The organism is Bradyrhizobium sp. DOA1 (genome assembly GCF_001593325.1).
Classification (GTDB): Bacteria; Pseudomonadota; Alphaproteobacteria; order Rhizobiales; family Xanthobacteraceae; genus Bradyrhizobium.
Map to the genome: position 1 here is coordinate 3,955,130 of NZ_JXJM01000001.1, position 12,641 is coordinate 3,967,770.

Annotated in this window: 13 protein-coding genes; 4 read left to right on the forward strand and 9 right to left on the reverse strand. The window is 64.8% G+C overall.

Annotated features, from left to right (window positions below; genetic code table 11):
• Nucleotides 1–13 precede the first annotated feature (13 nt).
• The 8 genes from SE91_RS18900 to SE91_RS18935 form a co-directional block, all read right to left on the reverse strand.
• Entirely contained in the window at nucleotides 14–2,956 is a 2,943-nt protein-coding gene (locus tag SE91_RS18900) for a formate dehydrogenase subunit alpha (RefSeq protein WP_061848650.1), read from the reverse strand.
• 13 nt (nucleotides 2,957–2,969) lie between these two features.
• Nucleotides 2,970–3,179: a twin-arginine translocation signal domain-containing protein gene (locus SE91_RS18905; RefSeq protein ID WP_061848651.1), complete on the reverse strand. Its 210-nt coding sequence runs from the start codon at nucleotides 3,177–3,179 to the stop codon at nucleotides 2,970–2,972.
• Nucleotides 3,180–3,209: 30 nt separating this feature from the next.
• The gene (locus tag SE91_RS18910; RefSeq protein WP_061848652.1) at nucleotides 3,210–3,986 is read right to left on the reverse strand and encodes a molecular chaperone TorD family protein; all 777 of its coding nucleotides are present in this window, start codon (nucleotides 3,984–3,986) and stop codon (nucleotides 3,210–3,212) included.
• 150 nt (nucleotides 3,987–4,136) lie between these two features.
• A complete protein-coding gene (locus SE91_RS18915; protein WP_008553093.1) occupies nucleotides 4,137–4,748 on the reverse strand; it encodes a DUF3306 domain-containing protein in 612 nt (203 codons plus the stop codon).
• Nucleotides 4,745–5,260: a DUF3305 domain-containing protein gene (locus tag SE91_RS18920; protein ID WP_061848653.1), complete on the reverse strand. Its 516-nt coding sequence runs from the start codon at nucleotides 5,258–5,260 to the stop codon at nucleotides 4,745–4,747. The genes SE91_RS18915 and SE91_RS18920 overlap by 4 nt, the downstream gene beginning before the upstream one ends.
• A complete protein-coding gene (locus SE91_RS18925; protein WP_061848654.1) occupies nucleotides 5,257–6,264 on the reverse strand; it encodes a DUF6352 family protein in 1,008 nt (335 codons plus the stop codon). The genes SE91_RS18920 and SE91_RS18925 overlap by 4 nt, the downstream gene beginning before the upstream one ends.
• Nucleotides 6,261–6,800 (reverse strand): DUF6505 family protein, encoded by a 540-nt coding sequence (locus SE91_RS18930; protein WP_008553098.1) that lies wholly within the window; start codon nucleotides 6,798–6,800, stop codon nucleotides 6,261–6,263. The genes SE91_RS18925 and SE91_RS18930 overlap by 4 nt, the downstream gene beginning before the upstream one ends.
• Nucleotides 6,797–7,528, reverse strand: a complete 732-nt coding sequence (locus tag SE91_RS18935; protein ID WP_349540752.1) for a biotin/lipoate--protein ligase family protein — start codon at nucleotides 7,526–7,528, stop codon at nucleotides 6,797–6,799. The genes SE91_RS18930 and SE91_RS18935 overlap by 4 nt, the downstream gene beginning before the upstream one ends.
• 173 nt (nucleotides 7,529–7,701) lie before the next feature.
• Here SE91_RS18935 and SE91_RS18940 point away from each other — a divergent pair, with 173 nt between their 5' ends.
• Both SE91_RS18940 and SE91_RS18945 read left to right on the forward strand, forming a co-directional pair.
• Entirely contained in the window at nucleotides 7,702–9,681 is a 1,980-nt protein-coding gene (locus SE91_RS18940; protein WP_061851200.1) for a 4Fe-4S binding protein, read from the forward strand.
• Between the two features lie 36 nt (nucleotides 9,682–9,717).
• A complete protein-coding gene (locus SE91_RS18945) occupies nucleotides 9,718–10,017 on the forward strand; it encodes a hypothetical protein (protein ID WP_245318478.1) in 300 nt (99 codons plus the stop codon).
• A gap of 7 nt (nucleotides 10,018–10,024) precedes the next feature.
• Here the strand turns inward: SE91_RS18945 and SE91_RS18950 are convergent, their stop codons facing one another.
• Nucleotides 10,025–11,239, reverse strand: a complete 1,215-nt coding sequence (locus tag SE91_RS18950) for a c-type cytochrome (protein WP_156490024.1) — start codon at nucleotides 11,237–11,239, stop codon at nucleotides 10,025–10,027.
• A gap of 535 nt (nucleotides 11,240–11,774) precedes the next feature.
• Here SE91_RS18950 and SE91_RS18955 point away from each other — a divergent pair.
• Both SE91_RS18955 and SE91_RS38065 read left to right on the forward strand, forming a co-directional pair.
• The gene (locus tag SE91_RS18955) at nucleotides 11,775–12,029 is read left to right on the forward strand and encodes a hypothetical protein (protein ID WP_245318479.1); all 255 of its coding nucleotides are present in this window, start codon (nucleotides 11,775–11,777) and stop codon (nucleotides 12,027–12,029) included.
• A gap of 485 nt (nucleotides 12,030–12,514) precedes the next feature.
• The gene (locus SE91_RS38065; RefSeq protein ID WP_257721962.1) at nucleotides 12,515–12,637 is read left to right on the forward strand and encodes a hypothetical protein; all 123 of its coding nucleotides are present in this window, start codon (nucleotides 12,515–12,517) and stop codon (nucleotides 12,635–12,637) included.
• The last annotated feature ends 4 nt before the right edge of the window (nucleotides 12,638–12,641 follow it).

Here is a 12,641-nt window from a genome sequence, read left to right on the forward strand (position 1 = left end):
GTTCGTTGCTCCCTCAAGCCGCGACGATCTGACAAAGCGTGACCTTCGGCTCCTGCATGCCCGTTGCAGGATCGTAGCCGTAGCTCGTGATCGTGTTGGCGCTCTCGCCCAGCACGATCGGGTCGGTACCGGCGGGATAGTTCTTGCGCAAATCGACACCGCCGAGCCAACCGCCGAAATGGAACGGCATCCAGGCGACGCCCTTGCCGACGCGTTCGGTCACCAGCGCCTTCATCCTGGCCCGCGAGTTGTTCTCGGCGCCGCTCACCCAGACCCAGCCGCCGTCCTTGATGCCGCGATCGGCGGCATCGGCCGGGCTGATCTCGATGAACATGTCCTGCTGCAACTCGGCGAGCCACGGATTGGTGCGCGTCTCCTCGCCGCCGCCCTCATACTCCACCAGACGACCCGAGGAGAGGATGAGCGGAAACTGCTTCGCGATCCCCTTCTCGACCGCCGCCTTCTGCACCGAGAAGCCGATATTGGGCAGACGGAACTGCCTGGCGTCGGGCAGAGTCGGATATTTTTCCACCAGATCGACGCGCGGCGTATAGATCGGCTCGCGATGCACCGGGATCGGATCCGGCAGACCGAACGCATTCATGCGCGCCTTGCCGTTGCCGAAGGGCACGCAGCCGTGCTTCAGCGCGACGCGCTGGATGCCGCCCGAGAGGTCCGTCGCCCAGGACACCGCATCCGGATTTGCCGGATTGACCCTCTGGATGGTTGCCATTTCGGTCTCGGTGAGATCCGTGTCCCAACCGAGCTTCTTCAGGCTCGCCAGCGTGAACTCGGGGTAGCCGTCCTCGATCTCCGAGCCCTTGGAAAAGGACTTGTCGGCAAGCAGGCTCACTTTCCGCGTCGTCCCGTCCGGCAGCTTTTCCTCGCGCTCGATGCCGAACCGGGGCCGGAACGCGCCGCCGCCGTCCATCACGTGCAGATTGTTGTTGTAGAGCAATGGCGATCCCGGATGCTTCACCTCGGGCGAGCCCCAGCACGGCCACGGCAGACCGTAATAGTCGCCGCCGACCTCCGGATCGTCTTTTGGCGCGCGCATCGTCACCAGATCGAACTTGTTCTGGTTCTTCATGTGCGCCTTGATGCGCTCAGGCGACTGCCCGCAATAGCCGGTTGACCAGCTTCCGCGGTTGATCTCGCGCAGCACGTCTTCAGCGAGGGGAAGATTGTTCTCGACCTTGATGTTCTTGAACATCTTGTCGGCGAAGCCGAACTTCTTCGCCATTAGATAGATGATCTCGAGATCATCCTTGGACTCGAAGATCGGCTTGACGATCTGCTCGCCCCACTGCATCGACCGATTGGAGGCGACGCGCGATCCCGCGCATTCGAACTGCGTTGCCACGGGCAGGATATAAACTCCGTCCTTGCGTCCCGCCTCCACGGCCAGAGACGCCCAGGTCGTCGGGTGCGGATCCGCGATCACCAAGAGATCCAGCGCTTTCAGACCCTTCATCGACTCCGGAATGCGGGTGATGCTGTTGCTGGCGTGGCCTTGGACGAAGACGGCCTTGACGTTGTCCTTCTGAGCGACATCCGCCTTCGGCAACAGCGCGGCATCGAACCAGCGTGTCAGCGGGATGCCTGGGGTCTCCATCTGCTTCTTCTCGTCGAAGCGGGAGACCAGATATTCGTAGTCGACCTCCCACACGCGTGACCAGTGCTTCCAAGCGCCCTCCGCAAGGCCGTAGTAGAACGGCAGAGTCACGATATCGAGACCGACGTCGGTCGCACCCTGCACGTTGTCATGGCCGCGCAAGATGTTGGCGCCGGCGCCGGCCTTGCCGACATTGCCGGTCATCAACAGGGCGATGCAGCTCGCCCGCACATTGGCGGTGCCGACCGTGTGCTGAGTCTGGCCCATGCACCAGATGATGGTCGCGGGCTTGACCGTCGCAAACATCTTGGCGACGCGCTCGAGCTGGGCTGCCGGCACGCCGGTAACGCGTTCGACCTCCTGCGGATTCCATTTCTCGACTTCCTTGCGCAGGTCGTCGAAGCCGTAGACGCGTTGCGCGATGAACTCCTTGTCTTCCCAGCCGTTCTTCAGGATGTGCCACATCATTCCGTAGAGCACGGGAATGTCGGTGCCGGGGCGGATGCGGACATATTCGGTGGCGTGCGCCGCGGTGCGGGTCAGGCGCGGATCGAAGACGATGAAATTCGCCTTGTTGAGCTCTTTGCCTTCGAGCAGGTGCTGCATGCTGACGGGATGCGCTTCCGCCGCGTTGCTGCCGATGAACAGCATCGTCTTGGAGTTGCGCATGTCGTTGATGCTGTTCGTCATCGCGCCATAGCCCCAGGTGTTGGCGACGCCGGTGACGGTGGTGGAGTGGCAGATACGGGCCTGATGGTCGGTGTTGTTGGTGCCCCAGAACGCACCGAGCTTGCGGAACAGGTAGGAGCCTTCGTTCGTCATCTTGGCCGAGCCGAGCCAGTAGACGGAATCGCTGCCCGACTTCTCGCGCACCTGGAGCAGCTTGTCGCCGATCTCGTTCACCGCCGTATCCCACGACACGCGCGTCCATTGCCCGTTCACGAGCTTCATCGGATAGCGCAGACGGCGATCGCTGTGCACGAGCTCGCGCACCGAGGCGCCCTTGGCGCAATGCGAGCCGCGGTTGATCGGCGAATCCCAGCTCGGCTCTTGCCCGACCCAGACTCCGTTGAGCACTTCCGCCGTGACTGTGCAGCCCACCGCGCAGTGCGTGCAGATGCTTTTCTTGACGACGGCGCCGGCGGCGAGCGGGCCGGCTGCGGCCGCTTCAGCCTTGCGCACACTGCCGACCGGCAAGGTCCCCAGTGCGGCAAGAGCGCCGCCGGCAAGGCCCGACCTGCGCAGGAACGTACGGCGATCAAGTCCTCCGCCCTGGCCCGCAAGGGACTCGGCAACGGAGCCGCGGCGATCGGAACGCTGATGTGTTCGCTTGATAAGCACGGCAGCCTCCCTCTCAGGCCGGATAACGATTGACGCGGTAGAACGTCTTCACGTGATCGGATTCCTTGTAACGCGCCTTGCGCTTCTCATCGTTGTTTTCACTGTCCGCCTGCGCCGACCCGACCAACGGAGTCGCAAGCGTCGCGCCGGCGCCGACCGTGCCGATGCCGACCTGGCGAAGGAAGTCGCGGCGTCCGACCTTTGCTTTCGTCTCGTCACTCATCGCATTTCTCCCAGGACCGACGCGCGTCGATCAATTGGCGAATGTGAATGCTTCCGTCTCGATCTCGATGAACGTCCGTCCGAGCGCTCCGACCGCGCGATAGAAACGCGCATTGCCGGCGCCCTCCATGTCTGCGAAGAGCCGCCCCATCCAGGGCGACAGGTGCTTGTCGAAGAAGGCGCGCTGAGCCTCGGACGGAGCATCCAGGCAGCCATCGGCAAGGCCCGACATGATCTCGCACAGGATCGCGGCGTGATCCTCGGGCTCGGAATTGTTGGCAATCCGCTCGATGCCGAGCTTCGTCAGGTCGGCGCGCAGACGCGACAGCGGCCGTTCGTTGAGAAATCCGGTGAGGTAGTAGGAGGCGTAGGGCAGCAATTCGCCGCGACCGAGCCCCACGAACAGATCGAAATATTCTCGCTCGACCTGAGTTGGAATCGCGCGCGCGGCGGCATCGGCGAGCGCTGCGTGCGCGCGTCCGAGCGGTGTTGCGTCACCGCCCAAGGCTGCAAGCTGGTCGAGCAATCGCTTCGACGGCGGCGCGGACAGCAACGTCGCCAGCAGGGCATATTCCTGCGCCCGCGCGGCATCGATGGGATCGACAGTATCTGGGGGCATCGCCTGTTCGTAGAGATCGGGCCGCAGGTCGTTGCGAGGAACACCGGTGGCGCCTTCAACTGCAACCACCCGTTGTGCGGGCACGCGGGACCAGGTCGAGACGGACGGCTGACTGATGCCTATTTTGCGCGCAAGCTGAGCGATGCCGCCTGCGGCATCGATCGCGCGTTCAAGCCCGTCATCACGCACGTGGACCTCCCATCCAAGAGTCCCGTCTGCTGAATATTGTCATTTGTTACAAAGCACTAGAGCAAGCGTAATCCTGGTTCCCCGAGCCGTCAATCGCTCGACCATAGCCGCAGCCTATAGCCTTTGGTCTACGGCTTACCGGGCTGCTGTTTAACGCGGCAGTGCACCACCGTGGGTACGTGGCCTGACAGGTTCGGCAAGCTCCGCCCATGTGTCCGCCACCGTTGGCTGCACTGCAACAGGGATCGTCGCGCGTTCCGTCTCACCCAGCGGCTCCGTGACATCCGTCGGGTCGGGAGCATCGGCTTGATGAAATTGTGCGGAAGAATCCGTTGTTTCAATCGACGCTTCGGCGAGGGACTGCGCCGCCTCACGTACGCCGCCGACAATCCGATCGACGAGCGCGGCCAGTTCCTCGGAGGAACAATCCAGTGGCCCGAACCCCGGCATCGCAGTGGGATCGTTGAAGTCCCAGGCGTTCTCCGCGAGACCGACGAAATCGCGAATGGCGGGATCGGCCGCCCAAGCGCGGCGAAGAGCCGCACGACCCAAGTCCTGTGGAATACCCTTGCGCAGGAACGCGGTGATGTCGGTCGCAGCATCGATCTCGTCGATCGACGGCAGGCTGGAGAGATCGATCTTGCTCGCGTCGTCATCGACCTCGGACGGCGGCGCGGGCTCAGCCACAGCAGGCTGCGCCGGCTCCGCTCGCGCCTCGCGCTTGCGGCGGGACCAACGGGCAAGGAACTCCTCCTCACTCATTCCTGTCCGCCCTCGTGTTCTCGCCGCGCCAGCGCCTCCGGGTCGGCACGGCGCCGCTTGCGCTTGACGAATTCCCGCTCGACATGGTGCTCGGCGACGAAGCTTTCAATTGCCTCGCGCAGCACCTCCGGCATCGGCACGGCCTCGACGAGATTGTCCGCGGCTTCAGTGAAGCCCTCGCCTTCCGCCGGATCGGCAGTCACCGCGGCAACGGCATAGGGCGAGGCGCCTTCCGAAGGCGACAGCACGATCCATACACTCGGATTGCCTGAGGCGAGATTGTCGCGATAGCGCGCCGTCTCGGACGGATAGAGATCCACGGTCGCACGTCCGGCGTAGAACAGCGTCGTGCCGTCCTGCTCGCGAAGCACGGTCCAGGGGCGTGTGGCCGGCTCGTCCGGCAGCACGGCAACCCCGCGCCAGATGAAATCGACCCAGGGCGAATCTGCCTTGCGCCGCTCGACCACGACACCGACGGCAATGGAGAACAATGGGCGCGCCGCGGGACTCATGTCGCCATCTCCAGCCCCTTCACCGGCAGCCCGGTCAAGAGATTCTGCGGCTTCATCCGGAGCTTCTGGTCCGCCGTCATCGACAAGATCAGGTAGACCGGCTCGCCGCTGACATCGTCAAGCGCGCGGTTTGCATCCGCAAAGGTCAGCCGGAATAGTGCGAGCACCCGATCGGCGCTGCGCTGGTCGAGTTCCTCGCCGTGCCAGAGCCGGTCGCCCAGCCGGGTGGAGTCGGCATCGAGCCCGACATACCAAGTGAGCTTCTCGTCCTGAAGCGCGCGCAGCGGTTCGATCATGACGTCGACGGCAAGGAGATGGGAGATCCAGCGCGTCATTACCTGTGCCAGCGCAGTCGGTCCGCGTCCGCCAGCCGTGAGATCGAGGGCCATGTCGAACTGGTCGCTGCGCTGCCAATAGGCTGCGGCGGTCTCTTCGCTCAACACATCAACAACGGCGTCGGTGGTGGCCCCCAGCATCGACATCAGGGACAGCACCGGCGTCGGAGTCCGGCCGCCGACGATTTCCTCGTCGCCGAGCAGCACGGCCTGTTCATGCGGCAGGACCCGCTGGATCCGGAAGAACAGCTCGGCCGCGCGCAGCACGAACGGATCGTCACAGCCATCGAGCGCATTGCGCAGGATGACGTGCACAAGCTGGTTGACGAAGAGCGGCGGCAGGTCACTCGCGCCCGATCGCACCGATGCGAGATAGGCGGCTTCGAGCGTCGGATGCCGCAACAATAGATCCCGAAAGGCCAGCACGAACTGCCAGTTCTCCCGGGCGTCGGGATCGGCAAGGGATGCAATCTCGTCCGCGCCGACCGCCTGGCGCGGGTCGACGAGCAGTTCGCGGTGCAGCCGGCGTTCGACCGGGCACGCATCCTCCGGCGGCATCAGCTCGGGGCGGGCAAAATAGGCCTTGAGGAAGTCGTCGGTGACGCGCAGTCCACCGCCCTCGTCCCGATCGAGCAGGTGATGGCCGCAGGCGATCCAGAAATCGTTCATCTGACTGACGGTCCCCGGCCGAGATCCGCAAGCCTGAGACTGCCGTCAGGCTCGAGGTCGTCCTCCATTTCCATGAACGAGAACGCCTTGCTGTGCCCCTGCCCCTCACGAAGTTGCAGCCTGCGGAACGACTCGCGGACCTCGCCGTCGCTCACTGCCCGGTGCACCGCAACAAGCGAGCTGATCGGGTGGCTGCAGAGCGACTGCGAGAACGCCACCTCCTCTTCGGCGGCCGCCCTCGCGGTCGCCACGTCCGGCGCACCGAAGCGATCGACGAGTTGCTTTGCCAGGAGATCGACCAAGCCATGGTAGTCGTCCGCAGTCGCCGGAACGATCTGCGCCAGCGTCGACCAGCCCCAGGATTGCACCCCGAGGAAACCGCCGCGAAACGCCGCGCGCGCCTTGCCCTCGAGCGACGCCGCGTCGCAGTCCCAGAAGCGGAAGGCACCGGAGACGGCCCACTCGCCCGGCTCTGCCGCCACGTCAAATACGAATGTGTCGGAGGGATCGAGCGCGATGGTCCGCAGGAGCTTCACAGCCGTGGTCCCCCGAGTGCCGGATCGAGCCAGGACGGCGTCGCAAGCGCCTGCATGAGGTCGCGACGTTCGATCGCGCCCGCGCCAATCCGGCGCGTGAGGAGATCGCCGTCATCGTCGATGCGCTGGACGGACTGCCGTTCGCGCGGCATCCGGGAGAGGTATTCACGCGCAACGCCGTCAAAGCCGTCCGCCCGCCAACCGTCGAAGGCCAGCATCAGGTGCCGGGCAAAGCTCTCGGTGATCTGCGCCGCGCCGGCCTCGCCGAAGCCCTCCTGGTCGAGCGCCGAGGCAAGCGGATGGACACCCGGCTCGTCGTCAGTCATGGCCACCGTCCGGATCATCGCGCCGAAGACCAGCCATGGCGGCACCTCCTCCTCATTGGCGGCGAGAGGCCATCCCAGGCGGCCGCCGCCAATCAAGCCTCCGTCGATCCTGACGGCGTCCGGCCAGCCGATCGTGATGGGCTTGCTCGGCGGCGCGTAGGCGCGCAGGGCATCGGTGAGCGCGACCATGCCGGCGTAGAATGCGCGCCGCGCGCTGCGTAACGGCTCGGTCGGCTCGAGCACCACCGCGAACTCCGCGAGGTCAAAGCGGCCGACATAGACCAGCGTGCCGGCGCCGCTCTCCGGTGCAATGCGGCATGCATGAACAAAAGCGTCACCACCCTCGCGTAGCCGCACCAATGTGAACGGCGGCGGCAGGTGGATCGGTTCCGCCAGGGACACTTGGCTGATAGGGGTCGACGGCAGGCCGTCCTCCGCTTTCCTTTTCTTCCCGATGGATAATGTCTATACGAGGCGAAGGGCCGGCGCGAGTCCGTCGTCGTCGTCCAAATGGCGGAGGGTTGAACCTGGAGCAGCCATCGAAGACCGTCCTGATCTGCTCGTGCGAAGACACGATGCGGCTCGACATGGCCACGATCAAGCGCGGTTGTTCCAACGGCGAGATCAGAGGTTTCCGCCATCTCTGCGGTACCGAGCTCGATCACTTCCGCAAGTTCGCTGCGACAGACGCAGCGCTTACGGTCGCCTGCACGCAACAGGCGACGCAGTTCTCCGAGGAGGCCGGCGAACGCCCTGATCCGATCAGCTTCGTCAACATCCGCGAAACGGCGGGATGGTCGAGCGACGGCGCCCGGGCCGGTGCAAAAATGGCTGCCCTGCTCGCATCCGCCTCCATCCCGGCGCCGGACTATCCACTCGTCACCTTGTCGAGCGAGGGCGTGGTCCTGATCTACGGGCGCGATGAGGCCGCGATCGAGGCCGGCCGCCTGCTTGCCGATCACCTCGACGTCACCGTGATGCTGAAGCAGCTCGGCGAGACGATCGCGCCCGCTGCTACGGTCTTCCCGATCGTGCAGGGCACGATCCGCTCTGCCAAAGGGCATTTCGGTGCCTTCGAGCTTGCGATCGACGATTATGCGCGTCCCCGCCCCTCCTCGCGCGATCGCTTCGTGCTGGACGCGCCGCGAAGCGGGGTCACCTCGCGCTGTGACATCGTGCTCGATCTTTCGGGCGGGATGCCATTGTTTCCCGCCCACGAGCTGCGCGACGGCTATCTGCGCGCGGATCCGAACAATCCCGCGGCGGTGCTGCGTGCCGTGCTGAGCGCGCGTGACCTCGTCGGCAGCTTCGACAAGCCGAAATATGTCGACGTTACGCCGAGTCTCTGCGCCCATTCGCGCTCGAAGCGGACGGGGTGCCATCGCTGCCTCGATCTCTGCCCGACCGGGGCCATCACGCCCGCCGGAGATCATGTCGCAATTGATCCGAACATCTGCGCGGGCTGCGGCCAATGCGTCGCCGCCTGCCCGACCGGCGCGGCGTCCTACACGCTGCCGCCCGCCGATACGCAGCTGCATCGAATTCGAGCCATGCTGCTCGCCTACCACGCGGCCGGTGGCGCGGATGCAGTGCTGCTCTTTCATGACAGCCCGCACGGCACGCCGTTGATCGACGCCCTGGCGCGACATGGCGACGGCCTGCCCGCGAACGTGCTTCCCTTTGCCGTCAACGAGCTCACGCAGCTCGGACTGGAGGCGATCGTCGGCGCCTTTGCCTATGGCGTCTCGGCGGTGCGGTTCCTGCTGCGGGCAAAGCCGCGCCACGATCTGACCGGGCTATCGCAGACCATCGGCATGGCCGAGGCAATCCTTGGCGGTCTCGGATTTGCCGGCCGCCGTCTCGCCACCATCGAAACGGACGATCCCGATGCGCTCGGCGCGCATCTGACGGCCATCGGCACGCTTGCCGCCGTCGCAACGCCGGCGACCTTCAGGACCGTCGGCACGCGGCGCGACCTTTTGCGATTTGGATTGAGCGAGCTGCACCGGCTGGCACCGACTCCGGTCGACGTGATCGCGTTGCCGCCGGGCGCGCCGATCGGTGCGATCACGGTCGATACGGACGGCTGCACGCTGTGCCTCGCCTGCGTCTCGGCCTGCCCAACCGGCGCGCTGCGTGACGATCCCGACCGCCCCGTGCTGAAATTCATCGAGGATGCTTGCGTGCAATGTGGCCTGTGCCAGAGCACCTGTCCGGAGAAAGTCATCAGCCTCAAGCCGCAAATCGACTTCCGCGCGACCCGCGCGTCCGCCGTGACCATCAAGGAGGAGGAGCCCGCACTCTGCGTCCGCTGCGGCACGGCCTTCGGCGTCAAGAGCACGATCGACCGCATCGCGGCCAAGCTCGAAGGCCGGCACTGGATGTATCCAGCCGGCGACAAGCGGGTCGCGGCACTCAGGATGTGTGCGGACTGCCGCGTCATCGTCATGAGCGAACAGCAATTCGATCCGTTCAAAGGCGTTCCCGAACGAACGCCGCCGCGCACCACGGACGACTATTTGCGCCAGCGCGAGGTCAAGGACAACAACGGGTAATTTCGCAGGGTCGGAAACCAAGGAAGCATCATCACCATGTCTCGTTTCATCGCAGCTCTGTCGACGTGCATGATTTCGGTTGCTGTCGCCGGCGGATCGGCCGAAGCCGCCGCTCCTCCCCTCACCAAGGCGCAGAAGGTTGCCGTGAAGCAGGCGATCGTCGCCTGCAAGGCCGAAGCCAAGGGCCAGAAAATCGCGTGGCTGTCACGCCGGAAATACGTCAACCGCTGCGTTGCGGACGCGCTGAAGGAGCATCCCACCATCGACGTCATTCAGATCCTCAAGCAGCATCCGGAGATGAGGGATCTTCCGATGGACAATTGGGACTCGATTTGAGAGGCGGCTATCGCGACGTCGCGCGGCCAAGGAAGTCGGTCAATGCGCGGCGGTCCTCGGCTGAACCGATGCGCTGCTCCGGCATCTTCGTCCCGGGCGTGTAGCTGTTCGGTCCGACTTCGAACAATTTTGCGACGGTCTCGGGCGTCCAGACGATGTCCATGGTCTTCAGCGCCTCGGAAAAGCGATAGCCTGGGAGCGATGCGATCTTGCGGCCATACAGTCCCGCAAGCGTCGGGCCCGCGCGCTGAACCTCCTTGTCCGACAGCGTGTGACAGGCAACGCAGGCGCGAAACACTTCTGCACCGTGGTCGCCGGCATAGACCGCCAGCGGATCAGCCGACTTGCCGGATAGAACAGAGCTGATCGGATCGCCCGTTCGCGCATTCCAGCGACGGATCTTGCCGTCCGCACCGCCCGTGATCAGCGTCTCGCGATCCGAAAGGAAAGCGACCGACCAGACCGGCAGCCCCGGGCCGATAAACGTGCGGAGCAAGCTGCGGGACTTGCGGTCGACGATGGCCACCGTGCCGCCGATGCCGGCCGCCGCGATCAACGCGCCGTCCGCCGAGATCGCAATGGCGACCACCGGTGTCGGGCCAGCAGCAACCTCGCCGCTGACCTTGCCGTCTGCGGTCAGCATGCGCAGCATGCCATCGACCGCACCCACGACGATTTCACCATCCGGCGCCACGCTCACGACATTGAGCGGCGCCGGCAAGGTCATGATTTCGGGCTGGCCGTCCGGCAGGCGCCAGATGCGCAACGTCAGATCATAGCCGACGCTGACCAGCGACTGGCCGTCCGGCGTGAACGCGACGCCGTTGACGTTCTGCGTATGCCCTTCCAGCACGCGCGAGGCACCGTCCGATAGCGACCACAGCCGCACTGTCCGATCCCATGAAGCCGATGCGAGAAATGCCCCGTCGGGAGAGACTGCGAGCGCGACGATGGGAGCGAGGTGTCCCTCGAGCAAACGCTCCGGCTGCTGCCGGCCCGCGGTCCACACCGCAATCCGTGCGTCGGCACCGGCCGTCACCATGCGGCCATCCTTCAGGAAGACGACCGCGTTGACGGCATCGGCATGGTACCGCAGCACTTGCTCCGCGGTATCCGTCTCCAGCGACCAGCGAATGGCGGCCGTATCGAAGCTGCCGGACAGGAGGCGGTTTCCATCGGGCGAAACGGCAAGCGCCCGTATGGGGCCGCCATGTCCCACCATGTCGGCGCGCACGGCTGACACTGTGACGATGACCCACAGGGCCGCGGCAAGTGCGCAGAAAGGTAACCTCATCGCCCCTCACCGGCCCTGGTCACGTTCACGCCCTCGAGAATGCCAGAACAGTCGGCGGAGATAAATTACCGATCTACTTCGCCGGTGCCGTCGTGACCTTGGATGATCCCTCGGGCGCGGGCTGCATTCCCGGCGGACTCTGACCCTGAGGACTTTCGGGGGGCGCGCCGCCCGAGCCCGTGTTGATCGGACCCGTCCAGCCTTGTGGCTGGGGTTGGCCCTTCTCCTCCGGAGGTGTCTGCGCGGCAGACGAGTTGGGTTGCGCGGTCTGGGCGGAGGCACTCTCGAAGAGGCCAAGTGCTGCAAAGCACAAAATCGTCATCAGCAGTTTCACGTCAGATCCTCCGGTGCACGTACCAAACGAGTTGCCCCCGTTCTACGTTCCGGCATGTGCGCCGCGACAGACTGACCTTGCATCCCGCTTGAACGGCGGGGGTCCGGGCACTACGCTCGGGCTAGTCTGGTGGTCAAGGATGACGGCGTGCAGGGGCGAGCGCGGCCATTTCTGCAGATGCTGGCGCGACTGCGCGCGTTGCGTCCGCTCGATAGCTCGGAAGAGCCCGAGACGCGGCGCGCCTCGCCCTTCCTGATTGTCGTTGCCGTCGTGCTCGCGCTCCTTTTGGCGATCCTGGCAATCGACCTGAACCAGGCCGCCCTTCAGTCTCTTGGCCTGATCGGCACCGCGTTCTCCGCCGACCCCATCTTCAAGAGCCCGTAGAACCGCTTGTGCCCTGATGCAATCAACGCGTTGGCTCGCGGCCAGCCGTATCGTATAAACAGCTTGATGTTTGGTGCGGGAGGCTGCGGATGAAAGCGTTTCTTCTTGGCTGCGTCGCGTCGCTGGTGATCGCGGTTGCGGGAATGGTACTCTTGAATCGGGTTCAGGAGCCCGTCGCTCACGCGTTTGCGACGACCGGGGTACGTCTCTAAGGCGCCCAAATCTCACTGGGCGTGAAGCCCGTTGGTCGGCGCGCTCCTTCTCGCTTTCCCGCGCAACGACCTGACGATCGTCCTGGCTGTCCTAGTCTCGCGATCGACTTCGTGTATCCGCGACTTAGGAACCACGGCAGCCCGCTGGCATTGCCGGCACGTGCAAGCGGAGCACATAGATCGGACATTTGGAAAGACGTCTCGGTCACGGCAGCCTTGCTCCGATCGGTCCGGTCCATCAATTCGAAGCAAAATGGTCGAAACACAAAGCCGATGCTTGAAGACCTTCGCGCGATCACCCAGCCAGGAGCGATGATAGCCGTCTTGATCGTCCTGCTGCTGATGGCGGTCGCCGATGCGGCCATTTTCATCGCGGCCAGAGGATGGCCGTTCTGATGCG